This window comes from Streptomyces sp. NBC_00203 (assembly GCF_045206325.1).
In the GTDB taxonomy this organism is placed as follows: domain Bacteria; phylum Actinomycetota; class Actinomycetes; order Streptomycetales; family Streptomycetaceae; genus Streptomyces; species Streptomyces lutosisoli.
The window spans coordinates 6,782,510-6,801,156 of record NZ_CP108126.1; the positions used below are offsets into that span (position 1 = coordinate 6,782,510).

Here is an 18,647-nt window from a genome sequence, read left to right on the forward strand (position 1 = left end):
AGGGTGCTGTGTGAGCCCCGAGACGCCCTGAACTGCCCTGAGACCAGGAGAAACAGAGATGCACAGCGAATACCCGCCCACGCTGCCGGCGGAGTACGCCGACATCGAGTTCGAGAACAACGCGCAGCGTCTGCCGCTCGTGCTCTGTCTCGACACGTCGAGCTCCATGGCGGGACAGCCCATCCAGGCGCTCAACAACGCGCTGATGGAGTGGACCCGGGAGCTGCACGACGACGTCAGCCTCAGCTACAGCGTCGAGGTCGCCGTGGTCACCTTCGGCGGCCAGGGCGTCGTCGCCTGGCGCGGACCCCAACTCCTCGCCCCGCGCGCCCCGGTGAGCCCCTTCGTGCCCGCACACACCTTCCAGCCGCCGCAGCTGACCGCCGCCGGCGTGACGCTGATGACGGAGGCGCTGGAGCTGTCGATGCACATCGTCGCGGCCCGCAAGGCCGAACTGCGCGCCTCCGGACTCCAGTACTACCGGCCGCAGATCTGCCTGGTCACCGATGGTCTGCCGACCGACGGAACCGGCCATCTCACCGACTCCTGGCACCGGTTGATCCCGGTCCTCGCCGACGAGCAGCGCGCCCGCCGCTTCCGGCTGTACGCGATAGGCGTCGGCGGCATCACCGACATGGGCGAACAGGTGCTCCAGGCGTTCGCGCCGAAGTTCAACGCCCGGTTGCAGGGATTCCCGTTCCGCGAGCTGCTCCAGATGATGTCCGCGAGCGCGAACGCCGAGCAGAAGGGCGCGGGCGACGAGGTCTTCGAGAAGATCTTCAGCCAGTTCAAGACCCAGCGCCCGGCCTGGGAATCCTGACCGATGACCGAATGGGAATCCTGACCAATGGCCGGAGCGGAAAAGCTGGAGTCACCGTGGCGGATCCACGGCATGAGCGTCGAGGGCTATCGCCACCGCCGCCAGGGACTGCCCTGCCAGGACGCCTGCGCGTACACGGCGTCGCCGTCCGTGGCGGTCCTCGCGGTGGCGGACGGGGCGGGCAGCAGGCCGCGTTCCGAGGAGGGTTCGCGGCTCGCGGTGGAGCTGGCCGCGGAGCACTTCGCCCGCCGGGCGGCCGCCGCGGCGGACTGCCATCCCGGTGAGGCCGTGCACGAGCTGCTCGAAGACGCCTTCCACGACGTCAGCAAGGTGTTCCTGGACCGGACCGGGGCCGACGCCGCGGACTTCGCGACCACGCTCACCGTCGTGGTGCTCGCCCCGGGCTGGCTGGGCCATCTCACCGTGGGCGACGGCTTCGTCGTACTCCGGGCGGGTGTGGAGGACGGGGAGCGGCAGTTCCATCTGCTGCCGCAGACGCGGGCGGCCAGCGAGTACAGCAACGAGACGGTCTTCCTCACCTCGACGGACGCGGCCCGCTGGATACACACCGACTGTGTGTCCGACGACGGGATCGACGGGGTGCTGCTGTCCACCGACGGACTCGTGCAGGCCGCGCTCAACCGTGCCGCGCCCAACCCTGCCGGGGGAGGCGCGCTGTCCCCGAACACCTCCTTCGTCGACGCCGTGTTCCGCTCCCTCGACGCTCCCGGACCCGTGACCGACAACGCCCACGAGGGTCTCGCGACCCTGCTGAGGTCGGACCGCCTCACCGCCCTGAACGCCGACGACAAGACCCTGCTGCGGGCCGTGCGCAAGGCGCGGCCATGACCGGCCTCACGGTGTTCCTGGACGGCAAGCCCGTCACCCTCGCGGAGCTTCCGCTCAAGGGCGGCGGCCAGGCGGCCGTCTTCCCGGTCGTCGGCGACGAGACGATCGTCGTCAAGCTCTACCGCGAACCGCCGGGCCTCGAACAGGAGCGGCGGCTGATGCGGATGCTGACCATGTCACCGCTGGCCGCGCGCCCCACCGACGTCTCCCAGCCGCCCGAACTGGCCTGGCCCACCGCCATCGCCCGCGGCCCGCAGGGGGAGTTCCTCGGCTACGCCATGCGCCGCTTCGGCGAACCCCACCACGTCCAGCTGATCGGCCTGTTCACCCGCGCCCAGCGCCTCAAGCTCTTCGCCGACCGGGCCGACTGGCGCTTCCTGCTCGGCGTCGCCTGGAACCTCGCGTTCATGACCGCCCGTATGCACTACGACAACCTCGTCATCGGCGACTTCTCCAGCAGCAACGTGGTCGTCGACGCCAACGGCTTCGTCACCTTCCTCGACTGCGACTCGATCGCCTTCAACGACCCGGTGTCCGGGGAACTCTTCCCCTGTCTGATGCACACCACCGACTACTCGTCCCCCGAGCGCCAGGCCGGCGGCCCCGCCACCCGCGCCACCGACGACTTCGCCCTCGCCGTCCTCGTCTACCAGCTGCTGACCGCGGGCAACCACCCCTTCGGCGGCGTCCCGCACGACAGCGCCTCCGAGTCGACCGTCAAGGACAACATCGCCGCCAGCTGCTCCTACGTCGTCCGCCCCGAGCGGGTCGTCATCCCGCGCGGCACCATCGACCCCTCCGTGCTGCCCCCCGAACTCCTCACCCTGGCCCGCGCCGCCTTCGGCCCCGGCGTGCACGCCCCCGCCGCCCGCCCCCCGGCGGAGGCCTGGCTGCGCGCCCTCAACAAGGAGCGCTCCCTCGTACGGGTCTGCCAGAACCGCCCGCTGCACGCGTACGGCTCCCATCTGATGTCCTGCCCGTGGTGCACGCGGGCGGCGGTGACGGGGCACGACGTGTTCAACGGGCCGGTACCGGTGCCCGTGCCGGACGTGCCGCCGCAGGGGGCGACGGGCGGGGCGTGGTCCAAGGCGCTGAAGGTCGCCCTGCTGATCGCGGTGCTGGTGATCCTGGTGATCATCGCGGTCCAGGGGGGCGGGAACTGAGTCGCTGTCAGGATTGAAACGGGAGCCCTCTGGTCAAGCGAACGCAGTGCTGTGGCACCCGGTCCGCGCGACGCTTAAAGTGCGCGCGGACCGGGGCCGTACGGGGGAGCCGTGGGCTCAGTGGGACGCGAGGGCGCGGGAGCCGGCGGCGGACGCGTGGGCGTCCATCTGCTCGGCCGCCAGAATCGCGGCCGCCGTGTCCGCGCGGGACGCCGCGACGACGAGGGCGCGGCCGGCGAGGGCGTGTGCGCGCTGGTGGAGAGTCACGAGCTGCGGCTCGTGGGCGGCGGCCGGGGAACGGACCGGGGTGACGCCCTCCCGCAGCCGGGCCACCTGCTGCGCGAGCCGCTCGGCGGCCGCGTCCAGCGCGGGGGAGGGCGCGAGCGAGCGGATCTCGTCCGTCACGGCGAGCAGCGCCGCGAGGTGGCCGGCGAGCTGGATGTCCAGCTCCTCCTCGCGCGACCGGTGGGGGAAGTCGGAGGGGGCGGTGCCGGCCATCGTGTGGACCGACTTGGTGCGGATCGGTTCGTACATGGGATGGCCTCCTGTGCTGACAGGAAACCATCCTAGCTTAGATTTCGTCTAAAGTTGAGCCTGGTCGCAAAACTGGCCGTCCCGCGCACACAGGGTGAGGGTCACGGCTGGCTGTAGCCGTCCAGGAAGTTCCCGATCCGGGTCACCGCGTCGGTCAGATCCCCGACCGTCGGCAGCGTGACCACCCGGAAGTGGTCCGCATCGGGCCAGTTGAAGCCCGTCCCCTGGACGACCATGATCTTCTCGCGGCGCAGCAGGTCGAGGACCATCCGCCGGTCGTCCTTGATCTTGAAGACCTTCGGGTCCAGGCGCGGGAAGAGGTACAGCGCCCCCTTCGGCTTCACACAGCTCACGCCCGGGATCTGCGTCAGCAGCTCGTAGGCGACATCCCGCTGCTCCTTCAGCCGCCCGCCCGGCAGCACCAGGTCGTTGATCGTCTGGCGCCCGCTGAGCGCGGCGACCACCCCGTGCTGGCCCGGCATGTTCGCGCACAGCCGCATGTTCGCGAGGATCGTCAGGCCCTCGATATAGGAGTCCGCGTGCGCGCGCGGGCCGGAGATCGCCATCCAGCCGACCCGGTAGCCCGCCACCCGGTACGCCTTCGACATGCCGTTGAAGGTGAGAGTGAGCAGGTCGGGGGCGATCGCGGCGGTCGACGTGTGCGTGGCGCCGTCGTAAAGGATCTTGTCGTAGATCTCGTCGGAGCAGACCAGCAGGTTGTGGCGGCGGGCGATGTCGGTCAGCCCGCGCAGCATGGCGTCGTCGTACACCGCACCCGTCGGATTGTTCGGGTTGATGATCACGATGGCCTTGGTGCGGTCGGTGACCTTCCGCTCCACGTCCGCGAGGTCGGGCATCCAGTCGGACTGCTCGTCGCAGCGGTAGTGGACGGCCGTACCGCCGGAGAGCGACACGGCGGCGGTCCACAGCGGATAGTCCGGCGACGGTACGAGCACCTCGTCGCCGTCGTCCAGCAGGCCCTGCATCGCCATGACGATGAGCTCGGAGACGCCGTTGCCGATGAAGACGTGCTCGACGTCCGTCTCGATGCCGAGGGTCTGGTTGTGCATGACCACTGCCCGGCGGGCCGCGAGCAGGCCCTTCGCGTCGCCGTAGCCGTGCGCCGACGAGACGTTGCGGAGGATGTCCTCAAGGATCTCGGGCGGGCACTCGAAACCGAAGGCGGCCGGGTTGCCCGTGTTGAGCTTGAGGATGCGGTGTCCGGCCGCCTCAAGCCGCATCGCCTCCTCAAGAACCGGACCCCGGATCTCGTAGCAGACGTTGGCGAGCTTCGTGGACTGGATCACCTGCATGTCCGTGAGCTTACGGCCGCGTAACGCTCGGCGGGGCGTGTTTTTCACCACGTGAGACGTGCCGGTTTGGTCGGCTTTGTCTGCTCGCTACGCCGCAAGCCCTTGCGGTCTCTACAATGCGCGCCCATGTCCAGGCAGCACGGCGAACCCGACGCCCCGCCGAGGGTGTACCTCCCGCAGGGCGACGGCGAGGCGTCCCCGGCCTATGAGTCGTACATGGACCCGGCCGAGGCGCACGGCTGGCAGAAGGGCTACGAAGACGGCGTCGAGGGTGGTGACGGCGACGACACCATCGAGCAGGAAGCCGTCCCTGGCGGGTACGAGATCCTCCCCGGCGAGCCGTCGGGCGACACCTCGGGCCGCCACGAGCGGCTGCTGCGTCGGCGCCGTGCCCGGCTGCTGCGCCGGCTCGCCGTGGCCGGCGGGGCGGCGTGCGTCGTCCTTCTCGCCGTCCTGATCTCGGGGGCGTTCGACTCCGGGTCGTCCAAGGGGTCGGGTGGTGCGACCGGGCGGACGGCATCGCCCCCGCGACTCGCCACGGGGGCCGCCGCGCCCACGGAGGGTTCCGCCTCGACCGCGGGAGCCTCCTCGGCGAACCCGTCGCCCACCGCGTCGACCGGCGTGTCCGCGAGCGCGGGCGCCGCTTCCGCCTCCTCGAGTGCGTCCCCGTCCGCGAGCGCCTCGACGGCCCCCGCGTCCACGGCTCCGGCGACCGCCTCCGCGACCGCCACGACCGGGACCGGCCCGGGCAACTCCAACGGCCACGGCCAGGGATCCACCAAGCGACCCAAGTAGCCGCCGGTTCCCCGCGGCCGGGCCGATGGTCTTTCAGTTCGCCGGCAGGGCACTCGTGGCACTCGAACAAGCCGCCCCCTAGGCCAAAAACAACTCCTTGCCCCTCAATCCCCCTCCCCTCACAATGCGCATGACAAAACAGAAGGTGACCGGAAGATCTCCTGTCACCCAAGTCGCAAGAGGGGACCCCCACATGAGAAAGCCTCTCGTTGCCGCGCTCTTCGCTCTGGTGATCGCCGGAGCGGGCGCGTCACCCGCGGTCGCGGCACCCGCTCCCGAGTCGGCGTCGGTATCGACGTCCGCGTCGGCATCCGCGGTCAAGGCGGACACCAAGGCGGCGGCGCCGACTCTCCAGGCCGTCAACCTCGCCGGGACCGTCGCGCTCAGCAACTGCTCCGGCTCCGTCATACGCTTCCCGAACTCCCTGGACACCGCCCCGGCGCTCGTGCTCTCCAACGGTCACTGCCTGGAGACCGGCTTCCCGGACCCCGGTGAGGTGATCGTCGGCCAGTCGTCCAGCCGTACCTTCGGCCTGCTCAACTCGGCCGGCACCCGGGTCGCCACGCTGCGCGCCAGCAAGGTCGCGTACTCGACGATGACCGACACGGACGTCACGATCTACCAGCTCACCAGCACCTACGCGACGATCAAGAGCTCGTACGGCATCAGCCCGCTGACCGTGCAGGACACGCACCCGACCGCCGGCACCGCCATCACCGTCGCCTCCGGCTACTGGAAGCGGCTCTACAACTGCAACATCGACGGGTTCGTATACCGCCTCAAGGAGGGCGACTGGACCTGGAAGGACTCGGTCCGCTACACCTCCGCCTGCAACACCATCGGCGGCACCTCGGGCTCGCCCGTCATCGACCAGTCCACCGGCAAGGTCGTCGCCGTCAACAACACCGGCAACGAGGACGGCGAGACCTGCACCGTGAACAACCCCTGTGAGGTGGACGCGAGCGGCAACGTCACCATCCACCAGGGCATCAACTACGCCGAGGAGACCTACCAGATCCCGGCCTGCTTCACGACCGGCAACGTGCTCAACCTGAGCGCGAGCGGGTGCACCCTGCCCAAGCCGTAACTCCTGTGCGGCGGCGGGCGGTCACCGGGGAGTCCGGCGGACCGCCCGCCCCGCCAGTACGTCCGTCCTGCGCCCGTCCTCGATCACGAAGCGGCCGTCGACGATGACGTGTGGGATCCCGGCCGGGAGCGTGCGCGGCGCCTCGAAGGTCGCACCCGCGGCGACCGTGGCCGGGTCGAAGAGGACCAGATCGGCGCGGTAGCCCTCGCGGACCAGGCCGCGGTCGGGCAGCCGCAGCCGGGCGGCGGGGCGGCCGGTGAGATGGGCGACGCACTCCTCCAGCGAGAGGACGCCCAACTCCCGTACGTACCGGCCGAGATACCGCGGGAAGGTGCCGTACGCCCGGGGATGCGGTTTGGCGCCCCGCAGGATGCCGTCGGAGCCGCCCGTGTGCACCCGGTGGCGCATGATCTGCCGGACGTTCTCCTCGTGGCCCACGTGCTGGAGGATCGTCGGGCCCAGGCCGTCCTCGATGAGCAGGCGGCGGGCGGTGGCCCAGGGGGCCTCGCCGCGCAGGTCGGCGGAGTGCCGGACCGTCCTGCCGACGTAGGGCGCGAGCGCCGCGTCGCCGACGCCCGAGATCTCGATCGTGTCCCACTCGATGGGCACGCCGTGACAGCCGTCCGCGCCGACGACCTCCATGTGGTGCCGGATCCGGTCGGCCGTCGTGTCGTCCTTCAGGCGGGCCAGGATCGCCTCCGGGCCGCCCTCGCCCGCCCAGCTCGGCAGCATCGCCACGAGGGTCGTGCAGCCGGGGGTGTAGGGATAGGTGTCGAGGGTGATGTCCGCGCCCTCCGCCAGCGCCTTGTCCAGGAGGGTGAGCAGGTCCGGGGCCTTCCCCTTGTTCACGCCGAAGTTCATGGTGGCGTGGGCGAGGTGGAGCGGGCAGCCGGCCTCGCGGGTGAGGGCCACCATCTCCTCGTACGCCTCCAGGGCGCCCGCCCCGTACGAGCGGTGGTGCGGGCAGTAGTAGCCGCCGTGTGCGGCGACCACTCTGCACAGCTCGGTGAGTTCGGCGTCCTTGGCGTACATCCCGGGGGTGTACGTCAGCCCGGACGACATGCCGACGGCGCCCTCCCGCAGGCCGTCCGCGACCAACTGCCGCATCCGGTCCAGCTCCTGGGGCGTCGCCTCGCGGTCCTCCCAGCCCACGGCGAGCATCCTGACCGTCCCCTGGGGGATGAGATACGCGGCGTTCACGGCGATGCCCTCGCCGTCGAAGCCGTGGTCGAGGCGGTCCAGGTACTCCCCGACCGACCGCCAGCTGAAGTCGATGTCGTCGCCGTCGCCGTTCCAGCCGGTGATCGCCCTGCGGACCTCGGCGAGCGTACGGTCGTCCACCGGTGCGTACGACAGGCCGTCCTGGCCGAGGACTTCGAGGGTCACCCCCTGCGCCGCCTTCGCGCTGTGGTCCGGGTCCCTCAGCAGTGCGAGGTCGCTGTGCGCGTGCATGTCGATGAAACCGGGGGCGAGCACGAGGCCTTCGGCGTCCAGCTCCCGGCGCGCGGTGGGGCGTTGGCAGCCCGCCGCCGCGGCCTCCTTGACGATCGAGACGATCCTGCCGCCGTCGACCACCACATCGGCGCGGTACGAGGGTGCGCCGGAACCGTCCACGACGTCCGCGTCACGGATGACGAGCTCTTCCACGCCAGGCCTCCTAGAAGAACGTGCGGATGTAGTCCACGACCGTGCCGTCCGCCTCGGCCACGGGAATCAGCTGCCACTTGTCGAAGGACGTGCACGGGTGGGAGAGGCCCATGCCGAGCCAGTCGCCGACCTGGAGGTTCGCCTCCTCGGTGGTGCCGAGCCAGGCGTGCTGGTCGGAGAGGCCGGTGACGGTGACGCCGGTCGCGGGGCGTTCGGCGCCCTCCCGGCGGAGGACCTGGGCGAACGGCAGGTCCAGGTCGTACGCCGCGTCCCGCTTGCCCGCGTTGGCGAAGGCCTGCTCGGGGGAGGGGCGGGAGACGACCTGGGCCCAGAGCCGGAAGGCGGGGTGGAGGGCGCCCTCCTCCGGGACACGGATGAAGGGAGTGATCTTGCGGTAGTGGCCGTCGTCGTGCGAGACGTACGCGCCGGAGCGCAGCAACTTCAGTACGGGGACGGAGAGTTCGGTGATCTCCGCGAAGACGTCGGCGACCGCGTCGAACCAGGCGCTGCCGCCCGCGCTGACCACGATCTCCTCCAGGCCGGTGAACCGGCCCGCCTTGTCGAAGTCCGCCGCCAGGGAGGTCAGGCGGCGCAGCCAGCCGTGGACGCGCTCGGGGGTCGCCTCCGGGACCTCGCCCTCGTAGCCCGCCACGCCGACCAGGCGAAGCGTCCGCGTCGCGCCCACCGCGTCCGCGACCGCCGCGCACTCCGCCTCCGTACGGACGCCGGTGCGGGCGCCCTCACCGGCGGCGAGTTCGACGACGACGTCCACGGGGCGGGAGGTCCCGCGCAGCGCGGCGTCCATCAGCTCGACGCCGCGTACGGAGTCGACGTAACAGATGAAGCGGAAGTTCTCGTCCGCCGTCAGCTCGGCGGCGATCCAGCGCAGGGCCGCCGTGTCGACGAGCTCGTTGGCGAGGAAGATCCGGTCGATCCCGAACCGCCTCGCCACGCGCACCTGGTGGGGGACCGCGAGCGTGATGCCCCAGGCGCCGTGCTCGATCTGCCTCCAGAACAGCTGCGGGGCCATCGAGGTCTTGCCGTGCGGGGCGAAGGCGAGGCCGTGGCGGGCCGCGTACGTCTCCATCAGTTCGAGGTTGTGCGTCAGACGCTCGGCGGAGAGAGCGAGAACGGGGGTGGTGAAGCCGTCCGTGAAGAGGTTGCGGCGCTGGGCGGCCAGCTCGCCGACGGTGAGGCCCTCGGCGTCCAGGGGGAGGCCCTTGAAGCGGTGGTCGACGCGGTCCGCCGTGAGAGCGGCCAGCTGTGCTGCGGCGGTGTCGGCGCCCATGGGGCCTCCTTGGTGAAGTGCGTGGCGATGAGGTGCGTGGCGATGAAGTGCGTGGCTATGAGGTGTGCTGCCCGTGCGTTGTTGGCGTGCGTTGCACTGTCTGCAACGGTCATTGCGTATGTCGCTTACTGCTGTCTAACATCCCAGCCAACGCAGGGTCAACGGTGCCGTTGACCGCGAGAGCGAGGAGCCCCAGCCATCGTGACCCCCAACTTTGTCGATGTCGGCACGCTTGATGTCGTCGCGCTCGGCGAGTCCATGGTCACGTTCCTGCCGTCCCGCCCGGGGCGCCTCGCCGACGTGCCGTCGTTCGAGCGGGGGATCGGCGGGGCGGAGTCGAACGTGGCGTGCGTGCTCGCCTCGGCCGGGCACACCGTGCGGTGGGTCGGCCGGGTCGGCGCCGACGGGTTCGGCGACCACCTAGTCGAGGCGATCGCCGCGTACGGCGTCGACACCTCCGCCGTGCGACGGGACCCGGCGCGCCCGACGGGCATCTACTTCCGCACGGCGGGCGACCGGGCGACCGGCGCCCACGAGGTCGCGTACTACCGGGCCGGGTCGGCCGCCTCCGCTATGGCGGTGGAGAACGTGGACCTGGACACCGTCCGCGCGGGACGCGTGCTGCACCTGTCCGGGATCACCGCCGCGCTCTCCGACGACTGCCTCGCCCTGATGCGCGAGCTCACCGAACGCCGGCCCGGCCGCCCGCTGGTCTCCTTCGACGTCAACCACCGCCCGGGGCTGTGGCGGGACACCGCGGGACCGCACGTCCTGCTCGACCTCGCGCGCGGCGCCGACATCGTGTTCGTCGGCGAGGACGAGGCCGAAGCGGCGTGGGGGGTCACCGGCGGCCCGGCCGACATCCGCGCCGCGCTGCCCGAACCCCGAGCCCTGGTCGTGAAGCAGGGGTCCCGGGGTGCCACCCTCTTCGACGGCGACACGGTCACCTTCGCCCCCGCCCTGCACGCCGACGTCGTGGCCCCGGTCGGCGCCGGCGACGCCTTCGCCGCCGGGTTCCTCTCCGCCACCCTGCGGGGGCTGCCCGCCAGGGACCGGCTGCGGCACGGGCACTTGATGGCCGCCGCCGCCCTCACCGTGCCCGGTGACCTCGCCGAGCCTCCCGCCCGCGACCACGCCGACCGGCTGGCCGCCCTGGACGAGGACGCGTGGGGGAGACTTCGACTCGGCCCCGGCTGGACCGAAGCCGTCACGCGGGCCGACGAGGAGGTACGTACGCCATGAGCCAGACCGTCGACCGAGCGCTGAGCATCCTGCCGCTGCTCGCCGAGGGGCCCGCCGACCTCGGGCAGGTCGCCGACCGCCTCGGCGTCCACAAGTCCACGGCGCTCCGCCTCCTGCGCACCCTCCACGAGCACGGCCTCGTCTACCGCCAGTCCGACCAGCGGTACCGCCTCGGCGCCCGCCTCTTCGCCCTCGCCCAGGAGGCCGTCGAGAACCTGGACGTCCGGGAGATCGCCCACCCCCACCTCGTACGCCTCAATGAGCAGTGCGGGCACACCGTCCACCTCGCGGTGTACGAGGAGAACGAGGTCCTCTACATCGACAAGGTGGAGAGCCGGTATCCGGTGCGGATGTACTCGCGGATCGGGAAGCCGGTCGCCATCACCGTCGCGGCGGTGGCGAAGCTGCTGCTCGCCGATCTGACCGAGGCCGAGCGCCGCGTGCTCGCCGAGAAGCTCGACTACCCCATGTACACGGCCCGTTCGATCCCCAACGCCCCCGCCTTCCTCAAGGAGCTGGCGACGGTGCGCGAACAGGGCTGGGCCACCGACCTGGGTGGCCACGAGGAGTCCATCAACTGCGTCGCCGCCCCCATCCGCGGCGCCGACGGACGCGTCGCCGCCGCCATGTCGGTCTCCGCGCCCAACGTCGTCGTCACCGCCGAGGAACTCCTCACGCTGCTCCCGCTGGTGCGCCGCACGGCGGACGCCATCAGCCGCGACTACTCCGGCAAGTCCCCCACGAAGGAAGACCCGAAGAAATGAGCACACCATGACGGACAAGATCGCGCTCACGCCCAAGACCCACACCACTCCGCCCGCCAAGTTCTCGCACGGCGTGAAGAAGGGGAACATCCTCCAGGTCGCCGGACAGGTCGGCTTCCTCCCCGCGGAGGAGGGCAAGCCGCCCACGCCCGCCGGTCCGACGCTGCGCGAGCAGACCCTCCAGACCCTCGCCAATGTCCGGGCGATCCTCGAAGAGGGCGGCGCCACCTGGGACGACGCGATGATGATCCGCGTCTACCTCACGGACGTCGACCACTTCGCCGAGATGAACCAGATCTACAACACCTACTTCGAGGAGCAGGGCCTCACCGCGCCCCCCGCCGCCCGCACGACGGTCTACGTCGGACTGCCGGCCGGCCTCCTCATCGAGATCGACGCGCTCGCCGTACTCGGCTGAGGTCACTGGCTGACATCACTGGTCATCCGCTGAGCTGACGCTCCTTCAATTCCCGCACTCCGTACGTCATCACGGTGCGGCGCCTCTCACCTGACATCCCTTGTCATCCCTGGGGCGCCGTTCCGCGATTCCCCCTGCCCGAAAGCCCCATGGACTTACGAAACAGAGGTCCCCCTTGTCCTCGTCGTATCCGCTCGCAGCAACAGCACCGGCCACCCCCGAGACCCCACCCCACACCGGCGGCCTGCTCCTCCTCATCGACGGCACCGCCGGGCTCCTCACGGTCGCCGCCCTCGGTATCGCGTTGCTCCTGGTCCTGATCATCAAGGCCAGACTCCAGCCGTTCGTCGCGCTGCTCGCCGTCTCCATAGCCGTCGGCCTCGCGGCCGGACTCCCGGTCACCGAACTCTTCGGCACGGTCCAGCGCTCCACCGCCGTCTCCGTCATCGAAACCGGCATGGGCGGCATCCTCGGCCATGTCGCGATCATCATCGGCCTGGGCACCATGCTCGGCGCGATCCTCGAAGTCAGCGGCGGCGCCGAGGTGTTGGCGTCCCGGCTGCTCAACCTCTTCGGCGAGAAGCGCGCCCCGCTCGCGATGGGCCTGACCGGCCTGATCTTCGGTATCCCGGTCTTCTTCGACGTCGGCATCTTCGTCCTCGCACCGATCGTGTACGCCGCCGCCAAGCGCTCCGGCAAGTCGATCCTGCTCTACTGCCTGCCGCTGCTGGCCGGCCTGTCGATGACCCACGCCTTCCTGCCGCCGCACCCGGGCCCGGTCGCCGCCGCGGGACTGCTCCACGTGCAGCTCGGCTGGGTCATCCTCATGGGCATCGTCTGCGGCATCCCCGCCGTGCTCGCCGCCTGGGTCTACGCCGCGTGGGTCGGCAAGCGGATCTTCGTCGCCGTACCGCAGGACATGGTCGAGGCCGCCGCCGAGGCGAAGCTTGCCGTCATCAACGAGCAGCGCGAGGCAGGCGTCGAGCCCCGCGAGAAGCCCGTACCGCTCGGCACGGTTCTCGGCATCATCGGTACGCCGCTGGTGCTGATCCTGGCCGCCACCTTCTCCTCGATCGCCCTCGACCCCTCCACGGGCCGTTCGGTCATCGAGTTCTTCGGCAGCCCCTTCGTCGCCCTCACGATCGCGCTGCTGCTCGCGTACTACCTGCTCGGCATCCGGCGCGGCTGGTCCCGCAAGTCCCTTGAGACGGTGTCGACTTCGTCGTTGAAGCCGGTCGGCAACATCCTGCTCGTGGTCGGCGCGGGCGGCATCTTCGGTGCCGTACTGAAGGCCAGCGGTGTCGCCCAGGCCCTCTCGGACACCTTCAACGACGTCGGCCTCCCGGTGATCGTCCTCTCGTACCTGATCTCCGTGGTCCTGCGGGTCGCCCAGGGCTCGGCGACGGTCGCGATCGTCACCACGGCCGGCATCGTGGCGCCCCTGCTCGCCGAGGGCCATCACTCCCAGGCCTTCGTCGCCCTCGTCATCATGGCGATCTCGGCGGGCTCGATCTTCGCCTCGCACGTCAATGACGGCGGGTTCTGGATGGTCGCCAAGTACTTCGGCATCAGCGAGCGCGACACCCTCAAGACCTGGACCGTCCTGGAGACGGTGTTGTCGGTGGTGGGCTTCGCGGTCGCGGCGGTGCTGAGCCTGTTCGTCTAGGGCCCCGTCCCTCCGCTCCCCCTGTCACGCCTGACCAGCAGTATGGTGACCCTCTCGCAGGCAGGGCAGGGGGAGTTGAGGGTGGCCGCCGCACGCATCGGTCCGTACACCGTCGAGCGCGAACTGGGCGCGGGTGGCATGGGCACCGTCTTCCTGGCCCGGACCCGCTCGGGCCGCCCGCTCGCGGTGAAGGTGGCGCGGGAGGAACTCGCCGCCGACGCCTCCTTCCGGGCCCGCTTCCGTGCGGAGATCGACGCCGCGCGCCGGGTCAACGGCTTCCACACCGCGCCGGTCGTGGACGCCGACCCGGACGCCAGCCCACCGTGGATGGCCACGGCCTACGTCCCCGGGCCCACGCTCGCCGCCCTGCTGGCCAGTCAAGGGCCCATGGGGGAAGGGGAGTTGAGGTCTCTCGGCGCCGCGCTCGCCGAGGCCCTCCAGGCCATCCACGCCTGCGGCATCGTCCACCGCGACCTCAAGCCGGGCAACATCATCATGGCGGAGGACGGACCCCGCGTCCTCGACTTCGGCATCGCCCGGGCCGTGGAGAACACCCGGCTGACGGCCACGGGATACGCCTTCGGAACGCCCGGCTTCCTCGCCCCCGAACAGGCCTTGGGTGACGACGTCACCGGTGCCGCCGACATCTTCGCCCTCGGAGCGATCCTGGTCGCGGCGGCGCGCGGGCGCGCTTTCGGCGAGGGCACGCCCATGGGGCTGATGTACCGGTCCGTGCACGAGCCGGCGGATGTGTCGACGGTCCCGGCGGGGCTGCGCGACGCGGTGGCCGCCTGCCTGCTGAAGGAACCGGCGGCGCGCCCCGTTCCGGACGCGCTGCTGGACCTGTTCGTCCCGGACGGCGCGGCTCCCCCGGAACCCCCGACACCACAGGACGCCCGGCCGCCCGTACCCGCGCCGGTGGGAGTCCCGCCGCGTCCCGCCACGCCGCCGGGGGGATTCGCGGACGCTCCGCCCCCTGGTGCGCCCGCGCCGTTCTTCGGCGCCGCGGACCAGCGGAACTCCGTGGCCGTCGACGAGAACGGGGTCACCCTGGAGGTCGGCGAGGCCCAGGCCGACTTCGCCTGGGACGAGATCGGCGCCGTGGTCTCCACCGCCTTCGGGTTCGGCAAGGGCCTGCGGGTCGAGCTGAGGCTGTACGAGAGCCAGGAGCCGTTCGTCTGTGAGATCAAGGCGCCGAGCCGCGGTGTTCGCGACGACTGGATGGCCGGCCTCGATCTCGTCCTCGGCTACTACCTGGACAAATAAGGACCACATCGGTCAACGGACCTCGCCTGTGGGGTCCCTGTGCCGGATGAGGTGCGGGGCCGACTGTTCCCGACACAGGATCGTCGACCATACTGCCCGCTGTGGAGCAGCGCATAGGTTCGAAGAGCCAGCCCCTGGACGCCGCCGCGGTGAACCCGGCGTACATCCCCGGGCTCACGTCACCCGCGCCCGCGGAGCCGAAGGACGCGGTGGAGGACACCGTGGCCGAGGAAGCCGCGGAGACCGAGGAGGCCGAGGAGACCGAGGCGGAGCACTCGGAGGAAGCCGAGACGGAGGCTTCGGAGGAAGCCGCGCCGGATTCGGCTTCTGAGTCGGAGTCGGAGTCGGAGTCTGAGGCCGAGGCTGACCCCGACCCCGACGGTCCCGTCTTCGAGGCCTCCGACCGGCGCGCCTCGATCAAGGCCGACCACAGCGGCGTACACCTGCGTCTGGACGACCAGGCGGCGGAGTTCCGCTGGGAGGAGATCGGCGCCGTCGAGACGGAGTCCCCGCGCTTCGGGAAGCGGTTCACCATCACGGTGCACACGCCGGACCGCCGCTGGTACCCGATCGAGATCGAGGCCAAGTCCCGCTCCCGCTTCCAGGAGTGGGAGAACCAGCTGGACGCGGTCCTGGACGCCTACTTCGACGAAGACGTGGCGGACGAGGAAGCCGTGGCGGACGAGGAAGCCGTGGAAGAAGGCGCCCCGTAAGGGGCGCGGGGAACTGCGCGACCAGGCACAACCGGCCCGCAGTTCCCCGACTACCGATTCACCCCAGTCCTAACTGCAGTACTGGGCCGCCTTACCGATGGACCGGTACATGCAGTCCGCGTTCTCCAGCAGCTGCAGCACCGCATCCCGGTTCCGTGAGGTCTCCCGCTCGATGACCTCGTCGGGCGGGTAGAAGCCGCCGCCGGAGCTGGACGTCGGGTACATCTCGAAGGTGTAGTCGAAGATCTTCTGGGAGCCCCAGAGATAGTCGTCGATCGAGCCGTCGGTGATGTACAGGTCGCTGGACTGCTCGGGGGTGTACCCGTTGCTGGCGGCCATCTTCTGGCCGACGGCCTTGAACGCGGCGGCGTCGTCCGCGGTCATGCCGGTCGCGGTGTCGGCGGTGGTGTACCCGAAGGGCCACAGCACGAGCTCGCTGTAGGTGTGGAAGTCGATCCCGGCCTTGATCTGCTGCGCGCCGCCGACGACCCGGCTGCGCACGAAGTCCGCGACCACCTTCACCTCGGGCGCCGACTCGGCGGACGTGCCGCGGTAGGTCTCGGAGGACGTGGAGCCCGAGGAACCGCCGCAGCAGCCCCACTTGTAGTTCCAGTTCCTGTTGAGGTCCGTACCGACGTACGAGGAACCGGAGTTGGGCTGACGGTTCTTGCGCCACGAGCGGTACGAGCCCGTCGCGATGTCGTACTCGCCGCCGTCGGGGTTGAGGTCCGGGACGATCCAGATCTCGCGGTTGTTCACCATGCTGGTGACGCGGGAGTCGGAGCCGTAGCCCGCGCCGAGTTCGCGCAGCAGGTACAGCGCCATCTCGACGGTCATGTGCTCACGGGCGTGCTGGTGGAAGGTGAGGAGGACCTCGGGCTCGGCCTCGTCGGTCGCGACGTTGTCGCTGACCTTGATGGCGACGATGTCCCGGCCCTGGTAGGACTTGCCGATCACCTTCTTGCTCATGATGCTCGGGTACGCCGCGAGACGCTGGTCGATCTCCGTGTTCATCTCGGCGTAGTTGTGGTACTTCGAGTCCGCCGTCGGGAAGTCGAGGATCCGTACGTCGTCGGCGCTGCTCGCCCGGTTCGGTGCCGAGCCCAACAGCGAGACGTCATAGCCCTGTTGGCGCAGCTTCTTGATCTGGTCGGCACGACCGGAGACGACGACGGTCTCCTCGTCGGCCTCGTCCACGGTGACCCCGGCCTGCTGGATCGCCGTACGGGTCAGGGGAGTTGTGCTCTGGTGGATCTCGTACTGCTTGATGTCGTCGGACGAGGGTGCGGGGGCCTTCACTCCGCTCGCCGTGGCGTCGGTGGCCGTGGCGGTGAGGGGAGCCGCGAGGGCGAGGGCCGCGAGGACGGCGAGAGCGGCGGTGCGCCGCCCGCTTCTGCCTTTGCCGTCGGGGCTGCCGTTGCCGCTGCCGCGTATGCGAAGTCGCATGAAGTCTCCTTGTTTCTCCAGGAATTCCGGGATCTCCGGAATGTGGGGAGTGGAGCGGGGGGTGGTTCATGGCGACGTGCCTGGTGCGGGTGTGGCGCTCATCGTGAGGCCATGGCATGAGCAGGTCAAGACGCGACAAAGAGCCGATGGCGGGATCCGGCCGAAAATCGGCCGGGCGGCGGCATGCGCGCTTGTGCCGCCCTGCCCTTTACGCTTTCTTGAACCGCATGACGGAGACCACTGGGAAGTCCGGGCAGTCAGTGTCAGGTGAGGCCATCTCCCGCCCTCGTAAGTCCAGTTGGAAGTACATCGGCCCCGGCATCGTCGTCGCCGCGACCGGCGTCGGCGCCGGTGACCTCGTCGCAACACTCATCGCGGGCAGCAACTTCGGATACACCCTGCTCTGGGCCGCCGTCGTCGGCTGCGTCGTCAAGATCTCGCTGGCCGAGGCAGCCGGCCGCTGGCATCTGTCCACCGGACGCACTCTCTTCGACGGCTGGGCGAGCCTGGGCCGGTGGACGACGTACTTCTTCGTCGTCTACGTGGTCGTCTGGGGCTTCGTCTACGGCGCGGCGGCGATGTCGTCGAGCGCGCTGCCGCTCCAGGCGCTGTTCCCCGACGTCTTCCCGGCCGACTGGTCGATCAAGCCGTGGGCGGTCATCTGCGGGCTGGTCGGCCTCGTCTTCGTCTGGTTCAACAAGTACGAGGTCTTCGAGAAGGTCATGACCGTGCTGGTGGGCGTGATGTTCGTGGTCACGGTCTATCTGGCGATCCGCGTCACCCCGAACCTCGGCCACGCCTTCGCGGGTCTGCTCCCCGTCCTCCCCGACGAGAAGGACGCGGTCCTCAACACGCTCGGCCTGATCGGCGGGGTCGGCGGCACCATCACCCTTGCCGCGTACGGCTATTGGGTCAACGCGAAGGGCTGGACGAACACCGGCTGGATGAAGGTGATGCGGCTCGACAACCGTGTCGCGTACGCCACCACCGGCATCTTCGTCATCGCCATGCTCTTCGTCGGCGCGGAGCTGCTCCACTCCGCGAACGTGGCGATCGCGAGCGGCGACCAGGGCCTCATCCAGCTCGGCGACATCCTGGAGGCGGAGTACGGCACGGCGACCGCCAAGTTCTTCCTGATCGGCTTCTTCGCGACCTCCTTCACCTCACTCATCGGCGTCTGGCACGGCGTGAGCCTGATGTTCGCCGACTTCGTGGAGCGCTATCGGTCGCGGGGCCGGGCCACGGGCGAGGAGGTCGCCTCGGGTGCGCGCGAGAAGTCCTGGCCCTTCCGCGCCTACCTCCTCTGGCTGACCTTCCCGCCCATCGTCCTCCTCTTCCAGGGCCAGCCGTTCCGCCTGGTCATCCTGTACGGCGTCCTGGGCGCGGCCTTCCTCCCCTTCCTCGCCCTCACCCTGATCTGGCTCCTCAACTCCTCCCGCACGCCGCGCGAATGGCGCAACGGGACGCTGAGCAACGTCATGCTCGCCGTCGCCGGACTGCTCTTCCTGGTCCTGTGCGTGAAGCAGATCTGGGACCAGCCGTGGTCGGAGTTCTTCTAGGAGCCCTTCCAGAAGCCCTCAGAGCAGGTGGTCGGCCTTGCCCGCCTTGATGTCGAGGATGAGAGTGCGGAGGGCTT

At 70.2% G+C, this 18,647-nt stretch carries 17 protein-coding genes; 12 read left to right on the forward strand and 5 right to left on the reverse strand.

Annotation, left to right across the window (positions count from 1 at the left end; translation table 11 throughout):
* The first annotated feature begins 58 nt into the window (after positions 1 to 58).
* The 3 genes from OG975_RS30475 to OG975_RS30485 are packed head-to-tail and all read left to right on the forward strand — an operon-like array spanning position 59 to position 2,832.
* Positions 59 to 820 carry a hypothetical protein gene (locus tag OG975_RS30475; RefSeq protein ID WP_327431307.1) on the forward strand — a complete coding sequence of 254 codons (762 nt, stop codon included), beginning with the start codon at positions 59 to 61 and terminating at the stop codon, positions 818 to 820.
* Between the two features lie 27 nt (positions 821 to 847).
* A complete protein-coding gene (locus OG975_RS30480; RefSeq protein WP_406332566.1) occupies positions 848 to 1,669 on the forward strand; it encodes a PP2C family serine/threonine-protein phosphatase in 822 nt (273 codons plus the stop codon).
* Positions 1,666 to 2,832 (forward strand): hypothetical protein, encoded by a 1,167-nt coding sequence (locus OG975_RS30485; RefSeq protein ID WP_406332567.1) that lies wholly within the window; start codon positions 1,666 to 1,668, stop codon positions 2,830 to 2,832. The genes OG975_RS30480 and OG975_RS30485 overlap by 4 nt, the downstream gene beginning before the upstream one ends.
* Before the next feature lie 117 nt (positions 2,833 to 2,949).
* On the opposite strand, the gene OG975_RS30490 is transcribed toward OG975_RS30485, so the two are convergent.
* Entirely contained in the window at positions 2,950 to 3,366 is a 417-nt protein-coding gene (locus OG975_RS30490; RefSeq protein WP_406332568.1) for a hypothetical protein, read from the reverse strand.
* Positions 3,367 to 3,467: 101 nt separating this feature from the next.
* Positions 3,468 to 4,679 (reverse strand): pyridoxal phosphate-dependent aminotransferase, encoded by a 1,212-nt coding sequence (locus OG975_RS30495; RefSeq protein ID WP_406332569.1) that lies wholly within the window; start codon positions 4,677 to 4,679, stop codon positions 3,468 to 3,470.
* A 126-nt stretch (positions 4,680 to 4,805) separates the two neighbouring features.
* Between OG975_RS30495 and OG975_RS30500 the strand changes: the two genes are divergently transcribed.
* Positions 4,806 to 5,474, forward strand: coding sequence for a hypothetical protein (locus OG975_RS30500; protein WP_406332570.1), 669 nt, complete (start codon positions 4,806 to 4,808; stop codon positions 5,472 to 5,474).
* A gap of 193 nt (positions 5,475 to 5,667) precedes the next feature.
* Positions 5,668 to 6,561: a serine protease gene (locus tag OG975_RS30505; protein WP_406332571.1), complete on the forward strand. Its 894-nt coding sequence runs from the start codon at positions 5,668 to 5,670 to the stop codon at positions 6,559 to 6,561.
* A gap of 21 nt (positions 6,562 to 6,582) precedes the next feature.
* Here the strand turns inward: OG975_RS30505 and OG975_RS30510 are convergent, their stop codons facing one another.
* Together OG975_RS30510 and OG975_RS30515 are read right to left on the reverse strand one after the other, a co-directional pair.
* Positions 6,583 to 8,208 (reverse strand): amidohydrolase family protein, encoded by a 1,626-nt coding sequence (locus OG975_RS30510; RefSeq protein WP_406332572.1) that lies wholly within the window; start codon positions 8,206 to 8,208, stop codon positions 6,583 to 6,585.
* 10 nt (positions 8,209 to 8,218) lie between these two features.
* A complete protein-coding gene (locus OG975_RS30515) occupies positions 8,219 to 9,496 on the reverse strand; it encodes an amino acid deaminase (protein ID WP_406332573.1) in 1,278 nt (425 codons plus the stop codon).
* 258 nt (positions 9,497 to 9,754) lie between these two features.
* Here OG975_RS30515 and OG975_RS30520 point away from each other — a divergent pair, with 258 nt between their 5' ends.
* The 6 genes from OG975_RS30520 to OG975_RS30545 all read left to right on the forward strand — a co-directional run bounded on the left by OG975_RS30520 (position 9,755) and on the right by OG975_RS30545 (position 15,565).
* Complete coding sequence (locus OG975_RS30520; RefSeq protein ID WP_406336539.1) at positions 9,755 to 10,738, forward strand: sugar kinase; 984 nt, start codon at positions 9,755 to 9,757, stop codon at positions 10,736 to 10,738.
* Entirely contained in the window at positions 10,735 to 11,502 is a 768-nt protein-coding gene (locus OG975_RS30525; protein ID WP_406332574.1) for an IclR family transcriptional regulator, read from the forward strand. Before OG975_RS30520 ends, OG975_RS30525 begins: the two co-directional genes overlap by 4 nt.
* Positions 11,503 to 11,509: 7 nt before the next feature.
* Positions 11,510 to 11,920 carry a RidA family protein gene (locus tag OG975_RS30530; RefSeq protein WP_327431318.1) on the forward strand — a complete coding sequence of 137 codons (411 nt, stop codon included), beginning with the start codon at positions 11,510 to 11,512 and terminating at the stop codon, positions 11,918 to 11,920.
* A 175-nt stretch (positions 11,921 to 12,095) separates the two neighbouring features.
* Positions 12,096 to 13,586 (forward strand): GntP family permease, encoded by a 1,491-nt coding sequence (locus OG975_RS30535; RefSeq protein ID WP_406332575.1) that lies wholly within the window; start codon positions 12,096 to 12,098, stop codon positions 13,584 to 13,586.
* A gap of 81 nt (positions 13,587 to 13,667) precedes the next feature.
* A complete protein-coding gene (locus OG975_RS30540) occupies positions 13,668 to 14,852 on the forward strand; it encodes a serine/threonine-protein kinase (protein ID WP_406332576.1) in 1,185 nt (394 codons plus the stop codon).
* 101 nt (positions 14,853 to 14,953) lie between these two features.
* A complete protein-coding gene (locus OG975_RS30545) occupies positions 14,954 to 15,565 on the forward strand; it encodes a hypothetical protein (protein ID WP_406332577.1) in 612 nt (203 codons plus the stop codon).
* Positions 15,566 to 15,634: 69 nt separating this feature from the next.
* Here the strand turns inward: OG975_RS30545 and OG975_RS30550 are convergent, their stop codons facing one another.
* Positions 15,635 to 17,011: a M14 family metallopeptidase gene (locus OG975_RS30550; RefSeq protein ID WP_406332578.1), complete on the reverse strand. Its 1,377-nt coding sequence runs from the start codon at positions 17,009 to 17,011 to the stop codon at positions 15,635 to 15,637.
* 227 nt (positions 17,012 to 17,238) lie between these two features.
* On the opposite strand from OG975_RS30550, the gene OG975_RS30555 reads away from it, so the two are divergent.
* On the forward strand, positions 17,239 to 18,570 hold the full coding sequence (locus OG975_RS30555; protein WP_406332579.1) for an Nramp family divalent metal transporter: 1,332 nt from the start codon (positions 17,239 to 17,241) through the stop codon (positions 18,568 to 18,570).
* Positions 18,571 to 18,647: the final 77 nt, after the last annotated feature.

What these genes read in the sequence shown, in the direction of transcription:
- OG975_RS30475 (WP_327431307.1), top strand. Translation starts at nt 59, where the DNA reads ATGCACAGCGAATACCCGCCCACGCTGCCGGCGGAGTACGCCGACATC.
- OG975_RS30480 (WP_406332566.1), top strand. Translation starts at nt 848, where the DNA reads ATGGCCGGAGCGGAAAAGCTGGAGTCACCGTGGCGGATCCACGGCATG.
- OG975_RS30485 (WP_406332567.1), top strand. Translation starts at nt 1,666, where the DNA reads ATGACCGGCCTCACGGTGTTCCTGGACGGCAAGCCCGTCACCCTCGCG.
- OG975_RS30490 (WP_406332568.1), bottom strand. Translation starts at nt 3,366, where the DNA reads ATGTACGAACCGATCCGCACCAAGTCGGTCCACACGATGGCCGGCACC.
- OG975_RS30495 (WP_406332569.1), bottom strand. Translation starts at nt 4,679, where the DNA reads ATGCAGGTGATCCAGTCCACGAAGCTCGCCAACGTCTGCTACGAGATC.
- OG975_RS30500 (WP_406332570.1), top strand. Translation starts at nt 4,806, where the DNA reads ATGTCCAGGCAGCACGGCGAACCCGACGCCCCGCCGAGGGTGTACCTC.
- OG975_RS30505 (WP_406332571.1), top strand. Translation starts at nt 5,668, where the DNA reads ATGAGAAAGCCTCTCGTTGCCGCGCTCTTCGCTCTGGTGATCGCCGGA.
- OG975_RS30515 (WP_406332573.1), bottom strand. Translation starts at nt 9,496, where the DNA reads ATGGGCGCCGACACCGCCGCAGCACAGCTGGCCGCTCTCACGGCGGAC.
- OG975_RS30520 (WP_406336539.1), top strand. Translation starts at nt 9,755, where the DNA reads ATGGTCACGTTCCTGCCGTCCCGCCCGGGGCGCCTCGCCGACGTGCCG.
- OG975_RS30525 (WP_406332574.1), top strand. Translation starts at nt 10,735, where the DNA reads ATGAGCCAGACCGTCGACCGAGCGCTGAGCATCCTGCCGCTGCTCGCC.
- OG975_RS30530 (WP_327431318.1), top strand. Translation starts at nt 11,510, where the DNA reads ATGACGGACAAGATCGCGCTCACGCCCAAGACCCACACCACTCCGCCC.
- OG975_RS30550 (WP_406332578.1), bottom strand. Translation starts at nt 17,011, where the DNA reads ATGCGACTTCGCATACGCGGCAGCGGCAACGGCAGCCCCGACGGCAAA.
- OG975_RS30555 (WP_406332579.1), top strand. Translation starts at nt 17,239, where the DNA reads ATGACGGAGACCACTGGGAAGTCCGGGCAGTCAGTGTCAGGTGAGGCC.